This is a genomic window from Arenibacter certesii DSM 19833 (assembly GCF_000429545.1).
GTDB classification, from domain to species: domain Bacteria; phylum Bacteroidota; class Bacteroidia; order Flavobacteriales; family Flavobacteriaceae; genus Arenibacter; species Arenibacter certesii.
The window spans coordinates 1-19,482 of record NZ_AUCB01000047.1; the positions used below are offsets into that span (position 1 = coordinate 1).

The window sequence follows — 19,482 nt, forward strand, 5'->3', positions numbered from 1 at the left end:
CACGGTGTTTTTACTCACCGACAGGGTCCTGGCAATGGTTTTAAATCCTTTTCCCTGGCAGTGCAGGCGAAGTATTTGTTTTACTTGACTCATTGGTTTTGATTTTCCGGCCATTGGTTATCTTTTTGATGGTATTCATCAAATAAACCAAAACCAGAAAGAAAATAGCTAGGGGGGTCAGCATGCTCCCAAATAAATCATCCAGAGGGGTCAACATGCTCCAGAATAATTTAAAAATCTAGCTATCTTATTTTTCAAAGGGGGGTCAGCATCCGCCAGAACGGCAGTTACTTATTGATTAGGCTTTAGAGGGGTCAGCATGCTCCAGTATATCCAATTTGCCTCCTAAACGCCTTCACCACAGCTAATGCTTCTAAGAATTCATGGTAAGTGACCACATCTTGTTTTATCACTTTTTTCATAAGTTGATCTTTTAGTTGGTTAGGTAGGCCCCTGCTCAGTTAATTAAATTATCTATTTCGTATTCAAATAACTAGTGGCCCTTCTTATTAGTTTACTACTTTGAATAGGGTAAAATCAAAACCATCTACAAAATACAATTTTTGAAATAAATCAATGAGGATGCTCTAATTTTAATATATGACGCCTCTAACCAACAGGTGCCTATATGCAGTAGTGGGGAAGTAGATATTCCGGTGATGTTGACCATTCAAAATAAAACATATGTTCATTATTGGTGCCACTCACCATTAATCGTGGAATATGGAAGAAAGAGTGCCTCCATACGCGGATTATAAAAGGCGAGCAATTCTCTAAAGGAATATTCAATTCTCTAAAAAATTTCTTATTAATGTTTGCCCTATTACGGAAAATATTCTCAGTGGATCCAATCTTACGACTGCTAAACCCGTCCAAGTACAAGATTATGATATGTTTTAAGTCAATTGTACTGGCCATATCTTATCACGATTTTTCGACAAGATATTACTTGATCTTTCAACGTGGCACAAATAGCACCGTTACAAGTTCAACGCTCCGCGAAAAACGTCACAATTTGAACAGATATGGTTAGCAAAAACCACCCATAACACTGGCACAAAACGAACCGAAACACTCAATTTCAATCCCTCTTTCTTCGCCATATCAACTGACAATAAGTTAGTTATAGTGTCAACACTTAGTTTCATATAGCATTGGGTATTTTTTTTGATATAAAAGTTATTAATTTTTGGGAATTTTAGTTTGTACCTATATTAAGTAAAGAATTTCTCCCTAAAATTTCATTTGTTCTTTTCATATCTATAAAAGCGCTATTACCGTGCACTATAAATTTTTGAAGTAAATCATTTGATACTTCAAGAGTTTCCAAGAGTAGATAACCAATTACAAAATCAAATAGGAAGCTTATGTATAGCAATTCAAACTCACTGTAAACGTTCTTGTTGGCAGTATTGCTATGTACGTGATAATCTCTTGAGCGCACAACTTTGCTTGGAAATAACTTCCATTCTTCATCTTTGAATTTGCCAACTAATACAAATACCGTTTTGTAATGTTTTATAAATTTAGATAGATTGTTTGATTTATGACCAGAATATAATTTCCCGAATGCTTCAAAGGAAGTAATACTGTTAGTAAATCTTTTATTATGGCTCGAATGCGTGGTTATAAAATTCTCCATCAATTTATCTAAACAGAATTGAAATGAATTATTGAGATATACAGCATTTAATATTTTATTTAGGTCAAATTTTACTTTTTTATAATTTGTATGAACAAAGGCGTTCGTTGATTTTGTCAACCTTTTATCATTATAATACACCTGCTGCCACTCTTCACAGGATAGACATTTAAAACTGAACCTTTCAAATTTGGCAGATCTTCCAAAAAGAAGCTGTAATATTTTTTGAAATTGATCATAAATACTAATCGCTTCTAAAATATCAACGGGCTCGTCTTTTTTAAATAGAATTGACCCATAATTTTTGATATGTAGTTCTGTTCTTTTAGAATGAAAATTTAGATAATGACTTATGGTAATTTCCAATCCTATATCATCAATTAAATACAAGTCTTCAAATTTTTCATAAAGTAGCTTATCATCTAAATGATCATACCACGTATAATGATTTACCCATTCCACAATTGCATCATTAATAACAGAAAATTCAGAGATCTTGGTGTTAACAGCATCTACGAAATGATTTGCACCTACAAACGAATATTTGGGACTATATATGCGCGTCTCGACCATACCCGATGACGAAAGTTGAATACGGCAGTCGATAAATGTTATATATCCTAAACCAGTAAAAACACCCAAAATTTGGGGTTGCTTATAAACTGTACTTGGAGCACATAGATTTGTTTCCAATAGAAGATCATCATCTTTGTAAGAGAGTACAGCAAATTGCTTAATACTCTCCTCGCCTGCAAACCATACTTCCCCATAATATTTTTGATCCTTTTTCATTTTTTTTCTTGCTTACCTATGTTCACTAATAAATTCTCCATATTACTTGTAATCTCAAGTAGGAAAGATTTTTCTTTAAGCCTAATTTCAAACCACCTTGGACGAGTATCATCGGGTTTACAATGCTTTCTTTCTCTTAATTCAAATCGTCTTTTATGAATCTTATGTAAAGAGAATATTTAGCATTTTTAACACTCGATTCTGAAATGTGATATACTATGATATTCCTTTAATCCTGAAATAACGACCATTCAAGTCATGGCTGTTTTATATCTATCATCATTGACTCAACAATATATTTTTTGGTTTTATCCATATCACTACTGCTGTTAAGATTTATTATTTTATAAGGTGTGTTCTTTAATTCTGCAAATGTGTCACAGCCATTTCTTAATTTGTTTTCATCGAAAGAGTGTAAATGTATGATTTGCGGCTGTCTGAAAAATAGTTTGTAATTACTTTCTATTTTCCACATTTCTTCGTAAATTCCAATACGTATATGATCGTAATACTGTGATGGTCAATCAACATTACAGTGAGCTAAATCTCTTTCAAATTTTTTATAACGTTCTAATGAATTACCAAGATGTTTTTCAAACTGTGTTTCTTCATCTCGTATATAATCATCAAATTATTTAATCTCTGCGTCATTCTTGACAATCATTAATGGGTTTTAAATCTATTGTAATAATGTAGCTTTAGTTGTACTGCTACATATACTTCAAATAGGTAGAGTTGTGTTGAGCCTTTTATGGGTAGCATTGAAATTTGGCATTCTTCTCTCAATATCTTTTTGAATGGCCCTGAAAACTTATCAAAATCTAATTCTTTCCTGGTGCCAATATGCTCAATTCCTTCTATCTCATTATGAAATTCTTTTCCCATTGTATAACTTAAGGAAGATGAGAAGTGATTTGATCCTTTTATATGTTGATGAATACGTTTAATGACACCACGAGATATTCCAGTGTAAAATGGTTCATCATTTAACCAAAAGAGATAAATTCCCTTAAAATCTTCTGATAGCTTTAATGCAGGAATTAAGGGCGTCAAGGATTTGCGAGATGTCGCCTTACCAACTCCTACTTCACCAAAGTTCTCATAAATACTAATAACTTTTGACTTATTTGTTAGCTTTGCGAGCATAGCAGGAAAGTTTTCCGTTATTTCATTAAATTCCCGAGTTTCGTCAGGCAAGAAATTTGCTGGCCAAAACTTTTGAAGTTTTATCCTTGGGTTTGATTTTGACATTGCAATATTAATCTTTGAAAGCTTGCGGAAAATTGTGAATTAAAAAATCAAGAGGATTAATACCTTCTCCTTTCTCCAAACCTAATGCTTTAGGCGAAACATCATCCGTAGGCCAAAGACTTTGTGCATTTGACAATTGAAATAATTTGCTTACTTTAATTTGTTTTAAAAATTTTTCCATTTTACCTTCTTCATTATTGTAGGCAAAGGCAATTGCACTGGCTATTAAATCAGCGCATTGAACGCCCATTTCATCAGTAGAGTTTACTAATTTAACAGATGAGATTTGATGATGGAAGCTCATAGTGCGGTTATCATATCCAATTTCTGTTGTCTTGCTTGTCTTTGGAACTAATTCAAGTGTCTTTTCGATGTATCTACTATAATGCTCAATTTGTTTTGACTGGTCAAATCTTACATCAATTTTACTTCCAATTTGTTTTGCCCATTTATCACACAGCACTAAAAAAGTAGAAAAGGTAACGTCTATAGAAAAACGATCTACAACGCTTAAAACTTCTTGAATATGATTTTTACTTTTTCTAACTGGATCAAGAATTTCTTTTTCATCAATTTGACTATACAATTCTTCAGTAATAGTGTAGGAATTATTAATTGATACAGCATCTTTATTTCTAATCATCGCGACAAAAGCTTCGAAAAAATTTTTGAATAGATTTTTATTCCAATAGAGGTTACCAAGGTAAAATATCCAGTTCGTGTAGGCAATATGCCGACCATGTATGTATAAGTCATAACCCTTATGATGAAAAACAGTTTCTATAAGTAAATCGACTATGTTACCGCAAGTAGCAAATTCCTTATTAACATAATATATAATTATGTGTTCTTCATTTATCCAAGAACTATTTAAAAATGATAAAATCCTTTTACGCCCAGCAGAACTATTTTTCAATTGCTTAAAATGGATTTCATAACCCAAATCGAACATTGATTTTATTTCCTCTTGGGAACTAATATCATAATTTACAGAAGCCAAAACAAAAACCTTCTGATCCTTGTTTAGCATATCTTACCCAGTGTTTCCTGCTTCATCAAAGTAAATTTTATTCATTTTTAAAACTTTTCACTTACACTAATTAGCTGTTTGAGCAGAAGAAATTCTTGGCTGTCCATTAAATTATTATCGACGTCCAATTTTTTTAATTTGTTATTTGCTACTTCCATTTTACGAAGCATTGGTTTAACATAATTTAAATAGTGATTAAAATATGCGCTTATATCACTTTCATTTTTTGCAAGCTTGTAACCGCTGCGTCCAGCCGCTGTAACCACCAAAATACCATCGTATCTCAAATCTCTTATTAACACCCTTATTTGCTCTACTGTAATATTTCTATGAAGCCTAGATAAACTTCCTTGAATAGAGTGAACATCGACAAATTGATTTGGGTCTATTTTAAAACAGAAATAAAGAAATTTCAATAAATCTATCTTTGCGTCTGCTTTCGGTCTTTGATTTATGTAGTTCATAGCATCTTGAATTACAAATCGAGTTACTAGTTCAGAGGAACTATCGATAGATTTAGTCTTTACAGGTACTTGGTAACGGTACGGAAAATATTCTGGCGGCGTCATTTTCCCTATTAAGACATCAACAATCTCTGATGCTTCTTTAACATAATGTGAATGTGCAAATACTCTACCTAATGAACCAGCCACTAAATCGGCTAATTGAACCAGAACTTCGTTCTTATCGTCTACCATCCTATAATTACTAAATAATGATTGAATGCTTAAACGATTGTTTAGGTATGCGTACATTTCATTTTTGTATTGTTCAGAAATGAGTTCATCCACATAGATTTCAAAAATCTGATAGTCTGAAATAATATTAGAAGTAAATATTTTTTGAAAGTATTTATAGAATATTTCTTTTATTTGCAGTCCTTCACTTTTAATTTTTGATTTATCAACAATAACAGTATATATTTTAAAATCGAGATTATTGCTTAAATATTGAAGCGCTTTAAGGCGTTTGTCAATATTCTTAATTGCCCTTGATTTAGACCTTATACGTTGACCTTGAAAGAAATTCTTTGAAATATAATCTCTTACCTCATAAGCCTTATCAAGATTGCTTTCTGAAACAACAATTGCTGAATACACAAAATGAGAAACTTCATTTTGTGCTTGTAAGTTCATAGAACTTGTTCCGAATTCGTCGCCATAAATATATACTTTCTCTTCCATTCCTAACTATTTTCAACAATCCCAATCTCCTCCTCCGTTAATCCATATAGTTCATAAACCAACTTATCTATTTCCTTTTCTGTTGAGGCGATTTCCGTTTTTAGTTCTTGTGCTTTTTTCTTGTTCTCCTCAAAAAGATCCATCCATTCGAACTCATCTTTTTTGGTCAATTCAGGAATAAATGCTAGATCTTCTTTCGTTCTTAATTTATTAGTTGTTTTGATGGCTTTGTTTAACTCTTTGATGAAATCTCCGAAGGATAGTTCGTGCCACTCTTCAAGCTTTCTAGATGTTTTTTCCAATTTGTATTTTGAAATAAGATATTTCAAAAATGAAGTTGATATTTTATGAAACAACGATGAAAAACTAATGGTATCTATTGCAAATTCTTTAAGCCTATTACAGTTTATTTTCGGCAACTTTAGTTTACGCCAGTCATCTGGGTAAATATGAATATTACTTCTTCTATTTGCGTTAAGCTCGTACTGGAATAATGTAGAGTTGAAATATGCTAGGCATTCTTCAAGACTGTACTTTTTGGAAATAATTTCCTTTTTTTTCCGGTCACATCCATATTGCTGTGATATAGAATTGTTTTCTACATCCTTTAAATCACACCAACGTACGAAACCAATAGCACTTTCATTAAAAAATCCTTTGTTGTCATCAATAAAAGATCTTGGGTTTTGCCCTGGACTCCGCATAGTAACGATTTTCCGGGTTGTAAATAATTCTGTAAACCCTTTTCTACTCCATTTTCTTGGAGACCTTTCTGTGTTATATTCTATAAATCGTTCCTCATCCAAAACCCATTTTGATATATTTTTGCCTTCATAATACAATCGACAATTAATTTCATTTTGATCCTTGGAAATTAAATCTCCAACTTTGAACTCACCTTTAAATTTTTTCTCATCACTATTTCCTACTATTCCTTTTGATATATAAAACAAATCAGAAATATCTATCAGGTTCGCATTGGTTAAAAACGACTTTTTAAAATCATATCGAAAACTTATTGGGTATTTTTCATGCCTAACTGTTGATACCTCTTTATTCGTATTATGAATATTTTTATAGTAATTTATAGAAGCCTTATTTTTTATATAGGTAACTATAACACTATGAACGCCCACGTTGGGAAAGACATTTATCTCTGGGAAATAGTCAATTGCAAAGAGAGAATTATTTTCAGTATAAGCGTTTAGCGATGACTTGGCATATTCAGAATGACAATATGCGTCGGGAATTATTAGAGAAATTATTCCTTTGGAAGATGTAATCAAATGAGATAGCTCAATGAAAGGGATATAAAGATCCCATTTTCCAGATAATGTTCTGAATTTTGAATTATTCAATAGAAAATCTCTTAATTTCGGGTCATTACCAGGGGCATCTGCACGTACATAAGGTGGATTCCCAATCACCACATCAAAACCACCTTTCTCAAAAACATGAGGAAACTCAGCCTCCCATTTAAATGCTTTGTTTCCAACCACCTTTTTATCGTCGATGAGACTGTTTCCACATTTGACATTGCTGCTTAAGTCGTTCAGTTTTCTTCGTGGTTGGGCTGTACGTAACCATAGGGAAAGTTTGGCTATTTCCACACTTTCCTCGTTCAGGTCAACACCATAAATATTATTTTCCAAAATGGTGTTTTCTATGTCGGGAAATTGTAATCCACCACCTAATATTTTGGTTTTTAGCTCATCGATATAGGTATGTTCTTTAATTAGAAAATCTAGTGCTTGGTTTAAAAACGCGCCTGAACCGCAGGCAGGATCACAAATAGTAAGATGTAATAACCAATCACGATATTCATCGAGGATATTAACGAGATTTGTAATAGTTGTTTTATTTCGATTTTTCCGTCCCTTGAAATATTCTTCTTCATGAAATCCCAGTTCAGTTTTCTTTTCTAAACATAGTTTGCCGACCGTGTTTTCAACAATATATTTGGTTATGTATTTAGGGGTATAGTAAACACCATCTTTTTTCCGTTTACTGGTTTGCTTGTCAAACTCACCGCCTTCAATTTCGGCATTTACACTTTCAATCTCATTAAGGGAATTTTCAAAAATATGCCCAAGAATATTAACATCAACTTGACTTTCAAAATCATAATTGGATAATGAAAGCGTGTATTTATACAATAGGTCATTATCAATTTCCAATGCATCAAGAATAGGATCTGGTTTAAACAACCCACCGTTATAAGCATATATCTCAGCCCGGCTCTGTGTTCCTTTTCTACCGGTATCTAAAAATTGAAAATATTGTTTGAACAAATCATAAAGCGGGCGCTCATCACCAAAATCCCAATCAGCTTTCCATTTGTCTAATATTTGATGGGTTGAATTGTAGGGCAATAACATTCTATCCTCTGCAAAGAAAATAAATAAGAAGCGGTCAATTAATTTTTGAGATTTTTGGAATAGGGTTAGTTTCACATTTTTTTCAAGCCGAGCGATATACTCCTGGTTTTCTAATAGATTGGTTTCACTTAACTTCTCTTTTACGGTTCTAGCATTTCTTTTAACGAGGTCCCTAAATAGTTCCCGCTTAAATATTGAATAATCCTTGTAGAATGCTTTAGTTATCTCCTCCTCTTTAACAACAGATGCTTCCTTTATTTTTAGTGGCGTATTATTGAGTACACTATCAATATGCAAACACAAATACAGTAGTTTAAATCTGTCTTCCGAAAGGGTAAACAAATCAAACTCTTCAAACTCGGTGGCATCATTGATGTAAAAACGTAACTTTTCAAAATTAGAGGTAATCACATACACACATCCTTTATGGTTTGCCTTATAATCAAAGGCCTGGCGACGGATGCTTTCTAGGTCCTTAGTTCTGGTACCTTTAAGTTCTACGACAGCAAGTGTTGCTCCCTTACTTAGTATTGCTCCATCTGCCTTACGATTGTTTTTCTCATTCTTGTATTCAGTGGTAAGATTGTAATTGGGACTGGGATTGATGGTGTAACCCAATACATTAACAAACAATTCTATTAGAAAAGTAGCTTGAAATTGTTCTTCATTACTCCTACGAATATTCTCCTGAATTTCTAAATTCAAAAAATATTTAGAGTATGCTTTATAAGCTTTTTCTACCTTTGAGTTTTCCTGTTGAGCAAGGTAGTTTATTAAAACTGAGGTCTGAAATAATGCCATGAACTATTATAGAAAATTAATAAACCTCTAACTTAGTAAAACTTATTGAGCATTAATACTCTAGACACCAATATGCTTCTGGTTTTTTTAACAAAATTTTATTTGCCTCAATACTTCCAACCATTATGGATTATTCTAAATGTTACGACTCTCAACATTTCCCTTAGGTCAAAGTTTTGATGTGATCATCAAAAATTAGGTTTTATTAAATTATACAATTCACTTTTATATTTTATTTCCTAAACCAAAATTAGACACTCATGATACTTCTAAAAGAGCCATTAATCTATGGTTAAGATATAATTTTTCTTTACCTACTTTTTCAGATGTTAAAAACCCAGCTTCCTCTAAGGCGATTAGATAATTACCAACAGTTTTGGGTGTCCCCAATTTAGCATCAATTAAAAATTGCCTTTTTGTATATGGCAATTTAAATAATATTTCCACAAGCTCTTTAGTATATACTTTTGGTAAGGTTTCTTTTATTTCTGTTGCCATTAATTGCATTAAATCGGTTACATCCTTTAATCGCTGCAATCCTTTTTTAGCGGTATACTCCACCATTTCAAGCATATACAATATCCACGATTCCCATGCATTATTTTCGGTAACCTCACGTAGTTTGTTGTAATAATCGGCCTTGTTTTTTATAATATACTCGCTTAAATAAATGGCAGGTGTATCCAACAATTTTTTAAGTTTTAGGTAGAGTAACAATAAAATACGTCCTGTTCTACCATTACCATCGTTAAAGGGGTGTATTGCTTCAAATTGATAATGCATTAAAGCCATTTTAATTAATGGATCTAATGCATCTTCACCATTTATAAAGGTTTCTAGGTTTGCTAGTTTCTCTCTTATCACTTTTTCACCTTCTGGGGGTGTGTAGATGGTTTCACCAGTAGCATTTTTTAAAGCAGTTCCTGGCGTTGTTCTAATGCCTGCTGTATTCTTTTTAATGCTTTGTACAATTTCAATGCACAGATTGGTACTTAGAAATGGGCGTTTTTCTATATCACGCAAACCATTCCAAAGTGCTTCTTTATAGCTTATCACCTCTTTTGTTGCAGGGTTATCAAACTTTTTGTCCGCAACTATAGATTTGTACAAGTCATCATTGGTAGTAATTATATTCTCTATTTCGGAACTCGCTTTTGCTTCCTGTAAATGTATGGTGTCCAAAAACAGCGTTGGGTTAGGCAAATTGGTTAGCATACCATTTAGTTGTGCTAATGCCCTACTGGCGTCAATGGTCTTACGTAACACCTTAGTAGTTTCCAAAGTTGATTTTGGTGGCAATAACGGTAGGCTATTGTATGGCCTATTTCTATTAAATTTTGTCATTCTGTATAAGGGTAATAATTGCTTACGCATAGTTAACGAGAGTAAATATAACAAAAAATTACCTTTGTTCGTGCTACAAGGGTAAAACCTACTCTTGTTCATTATTAAGATTAATCTATTCTCGCCTTCTGAATTATCATTGCTACGATATCCAATATCAATTATTCAGGAAAAATAAATTCCATTTCCTTTAGAATTACCTGTAAGCTCGTCTTTAAAACCATTAAATACTTCTTCCTCTTTATAATAATTACCACCCAAAAGAGAACTGACAGCATAGGCACTCCTACGCAGCAACGTTGCCCGTTGTGAATTCAACTTTTGTTTGGATACCTCAAGCAATTGTTCCCGTAATCCCTTTTCATAATGGTATTCCAAAACGTCCTTATCCAAATTAGGACGTAATGTATCATAGACCATTATGAAAGCAGCTTTACCATATAATTCTTTTTCTATCAAATAAGAAAGCCATAAGTTTTTGAGCTCTCCCCTACCCTTGTCTATAATATTGGATATGGTTTTGGATTGATCGTTCAATACCGTATCCAAACTCTTGATCGATTTAAGATAGGCCTGAGCTTTGGACCCTAACGAACTTCTAACCCTATGTTTAGAGTATATCGAGCTGATATAAATTTTATCTTTTATTTGCTCAAAATAAAACCCCTTGGCGTTGAACAGTTGTATATAATCCCTTGGGGACTTTTCGTAGGATAGATGAAGCCGTTCCGCATTACGGAGGTATGCCTTTAAGCTATGTTCTTCAAACTGCTTTCGATAATCCGAAGTCATTGAGCTATATAGTTGGGGGAGTAACATAGGAAGGAAAAAAGCAGTAGCGCTTAAATCCGTACCCTTGCTCCCCTTTACTTCCATTAAAAATGTCAATACTCTTTCATTTTGGTTGATACTCCCAAAGGATATGTAGGCTTCATTCTCATTTGGAATATGATAATTATCCATGAACATCTTAACGTAATGGATATTGGAGTTGATATAAGAAATTTTACCATTGTCATATTTGAGGCCCAAACCCTGCAACAAATGAAATAAAGTACTTTTGTTCCCAGAATTATCGAATACATTAGCTTCCAATGCCTTTTTTAAAATAGAAACCCTGTTCTCCAGTGTTTTGAGCTCTTTATTCGCTTCCGATATACCCAATATGGTACGTGTCCTTTCAAATTCACTTTGTACAAAATTCAATAACCGACTCCCACCATTTTTGGTCGAGTAATGGTTTAGAAAAGAATATGATTCTGAACTCGCCAAATAAGGCAACACCTCTTTAAAGCTTTTGATCATTACAAATTCCGATAGCAGAGTATCACGTTTATGGGCATCCAAGTAAGATTTATAAAAAGCGTTTTTTATTAGTTTTTGTACTTCAAGATTAAATTGTTTGCCATCAACTTCGATACTTGTTTTCTCATTTCCGGAATTGGTTAGCAGTGGATGGTTTGCGAGATTTAATTTCGAACTTATTTCCGAAGCCCTAAATATAAATCCCGATTTGTCATAGATGATCATATCCTCTGGTTGCATTTCCTTATCGTATACCAATTCACAATCCAGATTCTGATACGATTTTAGTATATCAGGCAGATTTTCATAATGTATGCTCTCTAACAGTTTAAATGTCGTCATTATCTGCTTTTCCAAACGCTTATGAACCATTGGCAATAATTTGGAACGCTTGTTCCGCTCAAAGACCTTTTGCAGTTTTGGTCCGGACAATTGTGGATGAACTATAGAACCGTTGATAAATCGTGATCTGTAACCGTCTTCTACTTCTATGCCAAACGATACTCCGATCCTACCGCTGTGGTCCACCGTCTTTAATTGAATGTGGTACGGTCTCAGTAGTTCAGATAGTTCTTTGAAGCTTCGCACCTTGTACTTCTGCAAGGTGTTGTTTATGATGTCTTGGATATAGAACCTGACCCCGCTGATGTCCTCATTCTTGAATTGAGGGCTCCGATATACCGGGAGATCCTTGCCCTGTCGTGTGTCAGGTGATGGAGAAAGACCGAACTGCTTTTCCAAGTATTTCTGAGTGGCCACATTCCTTCTAAAATCATTGGACAGGTTTATCTGCAGGCAATCTTCTTTGATAGTAGTCGAAACGATATGGACATGTTCGTGCTTAGTATCATGATGACGAACCACGATATAGGGCTGCTCGCCATAGCCCATGTGTTTCATATATGCTTTAGACAGTTCAAAAAAATCTTTGTTGTCCAATTGTTCACCACGGGGAAGATTGAGGGTGGCATGAACATACCGCTTTTTAGAATCATGGCGATTACCCAGATAATGAAGGACCCTTCCGAAAAACTTAGTATTGGTATCGGTATCCGAATAGGTGTTTTGGAAGCCGAGTATGGTATTACCAGACTTGCCCAAAACATAGTTCAATACTCCCTGTACATTGTTCCGATAAAGTATTCTTGCTATCATTTTTAATCTTTGGTGTTTATGGTTTCAATTAGTTCGAGCATAAGTTCATTGGCCTTTTGCATCTCCTGTTCCAGGTTTGAATTTGGGCTGCGCATATTCTTGTAGTTCGCCACTTTGACAAGTTGGTTGATGTTAGTGCCTATTTTGTTCAATTGGTAATTCAGGTTCGAAATACTTTCGGGAATCCGATTCTCTTTTATCGTTTTCCGGTTAAGGATAAGCTTTCTTAGGAAAGGTCCAACAGTTCCCCGTTTATGATAATCAAGATTATAAGACTGCAAAATGGCCTTTACTTTTTCCAATTCCGTTCCATTGAAACGAAGCATTATGGTATACTCCCGTTTCCTGTTTCCCAAACGTTTTCTCCCGCCTTTCTTGATTGCCATTTTCTGCCTTGATTTATCTTTTTTCACTTCGTAGAAGTAGGGGTTTTAAGTTACTTAAAACATAACTTGCTATCCGTCAAAAACGGATAATTATAGTTAAATATAAAGAATCAAAACACATTACAAAAGCTTAATTTACAGTAACTTACATACCTAAACCATATCAAACCACATGATGTCAAATGGGTACAGACAAACACACCATCTGGTCTGATATTATAAAAATATCCATCAAATAAATTATAGAAATAATCCTTTTATTGTAGGTAGGGAGAAAAAAGCTCAAGCGGCCCTTTTGCCGTTTGTGCTTTTGCGCGGTCCCGAGGAGGTCGAGGAAAACTGGAACGGAAAGACATCCCGAGCGGACCGGCGAAGCGAGTCCGCATGGGGAGGATTAGAGTGGAAGGTTTTGTCGACTTCCGCAGGGATTTGGAATAGTATAGAAACCACCATTTTAGTCAATTACCTCTGGACAAGCCCATGAGGCATCAAAAGGAAAATACCGATTACAAATCGACCCAAGGGTCGGAGCATATAAATCTCACTTAGTGAGTAAATCTCATTCATTATCGAACTGAATAACAGAAAAGACAAAATTGACGAAAAAATAAGGGTAACTAAAATCATAAATAGCAGTACAAAATATATAATTTTCTTCCTTTCATAATTAATTGAAATGCCAGAAATTCCACATCAAAAACCAATGCATAAACCATATGGAACCTCCCGCTGTACCTACCTGTTTTGATATCATATCATGTGGTCTTGTCTTAAAATATTTATTATAAAAACCTGTGTATTAAACAATTATATACATATATTTAAATATAGGTATAGGTGCATATTCAAATATATTTATATGTACATATGTCCCTAGATCTATATTCATATCCTAAGATATGAATGAAACGATGTAATAACATTTGCGTTATGGAAACAAAAATAATTAGTATCGTCGGTGAAAAGGGTGGTATCGGAAAAACAACTTTAAACCTTATCCTTGCTTCCAATTTTCATTATGCAAAAGGGAAAAAGGTGGTGCTCCTTGATGGGGACAATCCACAGTATTCAATCTATAAAAAGAGACAACGTGAACTTAATCTTTTAGAGCCTTCAGAAATCAAGGAGTTGGAGCTTTATCCCATCGAACGGGTAACAGTGGAATCCCTCCAAGATACAATTATGAAATATTACGGTCTAATAGATTATATCATTCTTGATCTACCGGGAAGTCTCAACGTAGAAATGGTCAAGGGTCTTTTATATGTAGAGCATATTTTCATCCCCTTTAGCCACGACGAACTGGAGATAGACAGCACCTCTAATTTCTATTTTACCTTAAAGAACAACTTTCTAGACAATGAGGAGCGCGTACTAAAAAGTGTCAACTTATTTTTCAACAAATACAAATTGGTGAGAAAAAACAAGTTTTCACTACTCCGCCAACAATTCGAACAAGCCGGTATCCCCATGATGCAAAGTGTGGTCAAGGACAGGACCATTTACAAGGAACAATATCGGAACACGCTCTACCCTATTCCCGAAAACAAGGAAGACGGTGAGTTGGATATCAAAAGATTCTTCGAAGAAGTAGAACAGTTATCAAATTAATAAACTAGATTTCAATGGGAAAACAGAAAAAAATCACCACTCTTGATCTGCTCCAACAAATGGCAAATAAAAACAAGGAGACAACAAACACCTTAGAGCAGCTCAAATTAGATCGTATGAGTCATAAACAACAAACCGGGTCTGTACACGTTAGAAAGGAAGATGCAATCAAGAAGGTAGTGGAAAATCAGAAACCGAAAGAAGATGGTCATACTGGAAATAACCAGAATATCGGAAAACAGTTGGATGTGTTATTGCAAACAGACAAATCGAAAAACAAAAAAGAAACATTTTTTATGACCATTAACAATGATTGTGCACTCAAGTACGAAAAACTGGCAATGGGTATTTCCTATAAAATGGGCGTCAAGACCTCCAGGAACGATTTGATACGAAAGGTATTGTTAGATTTCACAAATAAGAATTACGAAAAATTGATTGCGCTCATTGAGCTAAAATAAAAGAGAATGTTGAGCACTTACTGGTACATATTGTTCGGACTTGCCCTTGTTTGGTACGGGTATGTTATATGGGTGCTAGTATCTAAAAAAAGAAGAAAACTAAAAAAAGAATCAAAAAAACTTGACTATTTGCGTTTAAATAGTAAATTTGTTTATAATTCAGATAATGAAAAGACCGATTTAGATGCTGTACTCAACCAAATAACCGAAGTAGAAGACACTTCAAAACTTTTGGAAGCTTTTAGAGAGGGTTCATTTGAAGATGATTCAAATTCCTTAACTCGCAAAAAGCATGAAAAACTCAAAATCATCCGCAACAAGGATTCGGCCGATGAAATATCGCCGAATTCCGAAACTTGAACCCTTCCTTTTATTTTTAATTCTGGTATTGATATCCATGTGTTCCTATGGTCAATTCGATCAACTCCTCCAGGAAGCACAGGATTTCAAGAACGATTCTAAGAACCTATCCAGAGAAATTGTAGATATTATTAAAGTTATTGCAGGTGTGGCCATTGCCATAACCGGTCTGACCTATCTCTATATTCGGGATCAGCAGACAGACTTGGCCAATAAACTAGGTAAGATTATAATTGGTATCGCCATATTTTTTGCTTTGATAGCCATAGGTGAGGAAATTGCTAACATTTAAATTTCTTCACCTATGGAAAATTGCCACATTCTTATAAAGAAAGGGCTGCAAAAAGAAGTCTATTACAAAGGTCTAAATGCGAAATACATTTTTTACTGCATTTACCTTGGTACAGCAGCAATTATAATCGGTCTTGTCCTATCGGCTTTCATTTCTATGTTCTTGGCCATGCTAATTACGGGCATAGCAATGGTCATCGTATTCTTGACCTTGTTGTTTTACTCTAGGACCTACGGTGCGAATGGTTTTGTAAAAAAACTGGCTGATGCCTCCAAACCTGAATCCATCAAAATAACCCACGAATTTAGAAATCTATTGTTATGGGAAAACAGGTAACACTTTGGGATGCATTCCCAATATTCGGATACGAGCGGAACGCCTTAATATCAAAAGAAAAGGGATGCTTGACGATTCCATTACAACTTATCCTCCCAGAGGTCTTCACACTCGATGCTAAAGATTATGAAACTCTCCATGATCTTTTCTTGAACATTATAAATATTTTAGGTCCCAACAGACTCTTGCATAGGCAGGATTTTTTTTTCCAGAAAAACTACACTCCAATTTCAGAACGACTGCAGGGCGATATGTTGGAAAGGGCGAACGAAAAACATTTTAAAGGTCGTCCATATTTAGTTGGAACGCACTATTTATACATTAGTGTTGTCCCTGAAAATTATATTAAATACAGTTCCAAACGGGTGAATGCCTTTTTAGATAAAACCCGAGATTTTTATTTGACCCATACTATTCCAGAAGAATTTATCCATGGTAGTATACTAACCAATTTTGAAGCTCAGGTTCAGAACGTAAACACTCTGGTTAATTCTTCAGGTCTCATAGAATCTAAAATTCTTAATTACGAGGACTTATTTTCCCAAAATGGACTCTATGCCAAATACTTTGGCCTTAAGGAAAACAACGCAAATTTAGTGGATGTTGATTTTGACAATAACAACATTCATGTCGGAGACAAACAAGGAACATTTTTTACTCTTGAAAACCTGGACCAGTTTAGCAAGGACCATATAAGCACTTATGAGTTGTATGGAAAATTCACTACTAGACAAAACCTGTTTCCAATAGGCAATCTATTTTCACTAGGTTTCAAGGTCCCTCATGAACATATTATTAACCAATACATCTACATTCCAAATCAAGAAAAAGTACTATTAGGCTTACGGAAAAAAGCCAAAAGCTTTCAACGCTTCGGTAATGGTAAAAAGGATGACAGCAATGCCATTTATGCAGATCAAATTAATGATTACACCAAAGATATTCTAGGAAATCATAAGGAATCAGTTTTTTACCACCTTAATGTTTTTGGTTTTGAGGAAACAGGGAGTCGTCAAAGGCAAATGGAAAACTCCATTACTGGTGCATTCAAAAAATTAAAGATAAATGCGAAGCAAAATACCATAGACCGAAAAAACCTATTCTTTGCTGGGATAGCCGGTAACGCCATTGGAATATCTTCAGATATGTATCTGCCCATGCCAAGCGATATGGCCACTGCCCTACTCTATTTTGAAGGTGGCTATAAAGATGCTACAAGGGCCGTTGACGGATTGAAAATGGTTGACCGTATTTCGGGCCAACCACTTTCAGTTTCAATATATAGGGAGCCCGAAAAAAAGGATTGGATATTCAATCGGGGCATGTTAGTCGTATCAGGATCGGGCGGTGGAAAGTCTTATTTGGCCAATCATTATTTTGCTTCCGAACTTAGGCAGGGCGCTGAGGCCGTAATCATGGAAGATGGTAATTCATACGATAGGCTTACAGAGGTGTTTGGTGGGATCACCCTACAACACCACGATGAAAACCCGTTTACCTTCAACCCCTTTATATTGGACAAATACGATTCTCAAGAGAGCGACGGTAAAGTAAAAACTTTAACGGAAGGCAAGTTGGTCCACCTAGTTACCCTTTTAAAATTGATTATTGGACAGGAAGGAAATATAAGTAAATCGCAAATTACGAATACGGTAATAGAATTTCTAGTTACCGATTATTACAAAAGGATGTGGAAAACCGGAAATAACAATTTTAAGTTCGATACCTTTTTCGAATACTGTATAAGTCACCTTGAAACATATATTACAGCTAAAAGGGTCCCAAAGGAAAAGTTCGACCCAAATGTATTCATGTTCCTTTTAGAAAAATACTACGCCAATGGTTCGAGAGGAAATTTGTTGAACAAATTGGATGATCGGATTTCTAGGCTAAGCGATGAAAAGATTATCTACTTCAAATTGGGTAAGCTGATTGACAATGAGCTATTATTTCCTATTACCGCACTTATGATTATGGAAATCTTCAACAAAAAGATGCACGATCCTGCAAAATTATCTATCAACAAAATATTGGCGGTCGATGAAGCTTGGAAGGCCCTAGATAAACCGGAACTGGCACACTACTTTAACAGCCAATCCAGAACGGCTCGAAAAATGGGTGGCCAACCGATCTTTATTTCTCAAAAAGTTGATGATTTCATGTCCTCTAAAACCATCAAAAATGCCATAGTTGTCAATTCACATATCAAGGTGTTTTTGGATATGCGCGACTTTGCGCAATCCTTTGATAAAATACAGTCCCTTATGGGGTTGGGGGAAAAACAGAAACAACTCATTCTCTCCCTCAATAAAGATCTTCCAAATGACAAGAAATTTCGTGAGGTCGCATTTTGTTGGATGGACAAGGTAAAAGTTTATGGGGTGGAAACGTCATTGGAGGAGAAATGTATCTATGAAACCAACCCTTCCGAAAGTTCAAAGATTGCACAACTACATCATAAAAATCATAATAACTGGGAGTTAACGGCAAAGGCGTATACCTTTATCAATGTCCCAAAGAACCAAAATAAATGAAACTAACACCAATAATTCTAAGCCTATTGGTACACTTAACACTTGTATCCCAGATTCCGGTTACGGATGTTACCACCAATGCTAGTCTTGGTGTGGTGAACAGTCAGCTTTCGAATATCAACATACAGCTAACAGCGGTTAGTAAAAATTTGACTCTGCTTATTAGATTAATGGAGAAAAATAATAATGATACATCGAAATCCAGAAAAATCTTAAAGGAGGAACTTGAAGCCAAGAAACAGGCACCCACGTATGTGACTCTATCCACTGATGTAGGTTTAGCTATAGACTTAAAGTCAAAAATCATAGAAGCATATAGAGCATCTAAACAGACCGTCCAAGGATTGGAATACTTAGATCGAAAGGAAACAACTGAATTTATTGAGCATGCGGCCAATGCTATCCTAGAAACAAAAAATCTACTCAAACAATGCAATGATATCATAAATACCAAAGCCATCATTTTGCCGGAAGAACGATTAAAAAAGGTCAATGGAATCAACCATCAACTGGAAAGCATTTTGGATAATCTGATAGCCTACAATTATAAACTTTCACAAATTAATTCCCTTCGGAAAGCACGTGGTACACTGATCAATTTGAATAATAACTAACCTGCT

The 19,482-nt window shown here is 34.7% G+C and carries 16 protein-coding genes; 7 read left to right on the top strand and 9 right to left on the bottom strand.

The features are described 5' to 3' along the window. The 9 genes from G466_RS24750 to mobC all read right to left on the bottom strand — a co-directional run. A partial coding sequence (locus G466_RS24750) for a helix-turn-helix domain-containing protein (RefSeq protein ID WP_157373839.1) occupies positions 1–114 on the bottom strand: 114 nt, incomplete at its 3' end. 1,084 nt (positions 115–1,198) lie between these two features. After that, positions 1,199–2,434: an ApeA N-terminal domain 1-containing protein gene (locus G466_RS0117340; RefSeq protein ID WP_026814770.1), complete on the bottom strand. Its 1,236-nt coding sequence runs from the start codon at positions 2,432–2,434 to the stop codon at positions 1,199–1,201. A gap of 663 nt (positions 2,435–3,097) precedes the next feature. Further along, on the bottom strand, positions 3,098–3,685 hold the full coding sequence (locus G466_RS0117350; protein WP_026814772.1) for a hypothetical protein: 588 nt from the start codon (positions 3,683–3,685) through the stop codon (positions 3,098–3,100). A 7-nt stretch (positions 3,686–3,692) separates the two neighbouring features. Beyond that, positions 3,693–4,715 (bottom strand): DUF3800 domain-containing protein, encoded by a 1,023-nt coding sequence (locus G466_RS0117355; protein ID WP_026814773.1) that lies wholly within the window; start codon positions 4,713–4,715, stop codon positions 3,693–3,695. Between the two features lie 47 nt (positions 4,716–4,762). Further along, the gene (locus G466_RS0117360) at positions 4,763–5,899 is read right to left on the bottom strand and encodes a DUF3800 domain-containing protein (RefSeq protein ID WP_026814774.1); all 1,137 of its coding nucleotides are present in this window, start codon (positions 5,897–5,899) and stop codon (positions 4,763–4,765) included. Positions 5,900–5,901: 2 nt separating this feature from the next. Beyond that, positions 5,902–9,078 (bottom strand): Eco57I restriction-modification methylase domain-containing protein, encoded by a 3,177-nt coding sequence (locus tag G466_RS24535; RefSeq protein WP_026814775.1) that lies wholly within the window; start codon positions 9,076–9,078, stop codon positions 5,902–5,904. Positions 9,079–9,336: 258 nt separating this feature from the next. After that, positions 9,337–10,422, bottom strand: coding sequence for a Fic family protein (locus G466_RS0117370; protein ID WP_026814776.1), 1,086 nt, complete (start codon positions 10,420–10,422; stop codon positions 9,337–9,339). 165 nt (positions 10,423–10,587) lie between these two features. Next, positions 10,588–12,882 carry a relaxase/mobilization nuclease domain-containing protein gene (locus G466_RS0117375; RefSeq protein ID WP_026814777.1) on the bottom strand — a complete coding sequence of 765 codons (2,295 nt, stop codon included), beginning with the start codon at positions 12,880–12,882 and terminating at the stop codon, positions 10,588–10,590. A gap of 2 nt (positions 12,883–12,884) precedes the next feature. Then, entirely contained in the window at positions 12,885–13,268 is a 384-nt protein-coding gene (gene mobC / locus G466_RS0117380) for a plasmid mobilization relaxosome protein MobC (RefSeq protein ID WP_157373970.1), read from the bottom strand. A 930-nt stretch (positions 13,269–14,198) separates the two neighbouring features. On the opposite strand from mobC, the gene G466_RS0117385 reads away from it, so the two are divergent. From G466_RS0117385 to G466_RS0117415, 7 genes are read left to right on the top strand one after another with little or no spacing between them, the layout of a single operon-like run. Then, on the top strand, positions 14,199–14,879 hold the full coding sequence (locus G466_RS0117385) for a ParA family protein (RefSeq protein ID WP_026814779.1): 681 nt from the start codon (positions 14,199–14,201) through the stop codon (positions 14,877–14,879). A gap of 14 nt (positions 14,880–14,893) precedes the next feature. Beyond that, complete coding sequence (locus tag G466_RS0117390; protein WP_026814780.1) at positions 14,894–15,340, top strand: hypothetical protein; 447 nt, start codon at positions 14,894–14,896, stop codon at positions 15,338–15,340. 6 nt (positions 15,341–15,346) lie between these two features. Continuing rightward, on the top strand, positions 15,347–15,700 hold the full coding sequence (locus G466_RS0117395; protein WP_026814781.1) for a hypothetical protein: 354 nt from the start codon (positions 15,347–15,349) through the stop codon (positions 15,698–15,700). Continuing rightward, positions 15,672–15,992, top strand: a complete 321-nt coding sequence (locus tag G466_RS0117400) for a TrbC/VirB2 family protein (RefSeq protein ID WP_262482343.1) — start codon at positions 15,672–15,674, stop codon at positions 15,990–15,992. The genes G466_RS0117395 and G466_RS0117400 overlap by 29 nt, the downstream gene beginning before the upstream one ends. Before the next feature lie 12 nt (positions 15,993–16,004). Next, positions 16,005–16,328 (top strand): DUF4133 domain-containing protein, encoded by a 324-nt coding sequence (locus G466_RS0117405; protein ID WP_026814783.1) that lies wholly within the window; start codon positions 16,005–16,007, stop codon positions 16,326–16,328. Beyond that, positions 16,313–18,862, top strand: coding sequence for a TraG family conjugative transposon ATPase (locus tag G466_RS0117410; protein WP_026814784.1), 2,550 nt, complete (start codon positions 16,313–16,315; stop codon positions 18,860–18,862). Before G466_RS0117405 ends, G466_RS0117410 begins: the two co-directional genes overlap by 16 nt. Continuing rightward, the gene (locus G466_RS0117415) at positions 18,859–19,476 is read left to right on the top strand and encodes a hypothetical protein (RefSeq protein ID WP_026814785.1); all 618 of its coding nucleotides are present in this window, start codon (positions 18,859–18,861) and stop codon (positions 19,474–19,476) included. The genes G466_RS0117410 and G466_RS0117415 overlap by 4 nt, the downstream gene beginning before the upstream one ends. Positions 19,477–19,482 lie beyond the last annotated feature (6 nt).

Bases quoted from the DNA above. Each gene is read 5' to 3' on its own strand.
- G466_RS0117370 (WP_026814776.1), bottom strand. From the start codon at position 10,422: ATGACAAAATTTAATAGAAATAGGCCATACAATAGCCTACCGTTATTG.
- G466_RS0117350 (WP_026814772.1), bottom strand. From the start codon at position 3,685: ATGTCAAAATCAAACCCAAGGATAAAACTTCAAAAGTTTTGGCCAGCA.
- G466_RS0117410 (WP_026814784.1), top strand. From the start codon at position 16,313: ATGGGAAAACAGGTAACACTTTGGGATGCATTCCCAATATTCGGATAC.
- G466_RS0117340 (WP_026814770.1), bottom strand. From the start codon at position 2,434: ATGAAAAAGGATCAAAAATATTATGGGGAAGTATGGTTTGCAGGCGAG.
- G466_RS0117400 (WP_262482343.1), top strand. From the start codon at position 15,672: ATGAAATATCGCCGAATTCCGAAACTTGAACCCTTCCTTTTATTTTTA.
- G466_RS0117355 (WP_026814773.1), bottom strand. From the start codon at position 4,715: ATGCTAAACAAGGATCAGAAGGTTTTTGTTTTGGCTTCTGTAAATTAT.
- G466_RS0117390 (WP_026814780.1), top strand. From the start codon at position 14,894: ATGGGAAAACAGAAAAAAATCACCACTCTTGATCTGCTCCAACAAATG.
- G466_RS0117385 (WP_026814779.1), top strand. From the start codon at position 14,199: ATGGAAACAAAAATAATTAGTATCGTCGGTGAAAAGGGTGGTATCGGA.
- G466_RS24535 (WP_026814775.1), bottom strand. From the start codon at position 9,078: ATGGCATTATTTCAGACCTCAGTTTTAATAAACTACCTTGCTCAACAG.
- G466_RS0117360 (WP_026814774.1), bottom strand. From the start codon at position 5,899: ATGGAAGAGAAAGTATATATTTATGGCGACGAATTCGGAACAAGTTCT.
- G466_RS0117395 (WP_026814781.1), top strand. From the start codon at position 15,347: ATGTTGAGCACTTACTGGTACATATTGTTCGGACTTGCCCTTGTTTGG.
- G466_RS0117405 (WP_026814783.1), top strand. From the start codon at position 16,005: ATGGAAAATTGCCACATTCTTATAAAGAAAGGGCTGCAAAAAGAAGTC.
- mobC (WP_157373970.1), bottom strand. From the start codon at position 13,268: ATGGCAATCAAGAAAGGCGGGAGAAAACGTTTGGGAAACAGGAAACGG.
- G466_RS0117375 (WP_026814777.1), bottom strand. From the start codon at position 12,882: ATGATAGCAAGAATACTTTATCGGAACAATGTACAGGGAGTATTGAAC.
- G466_RS0117415 (WP_026814785.1), top strand. From the start codon at position 18,859: ATGAAACTAACACCAATAATTCTAAGCCTATTGGTACACTTAACACTT.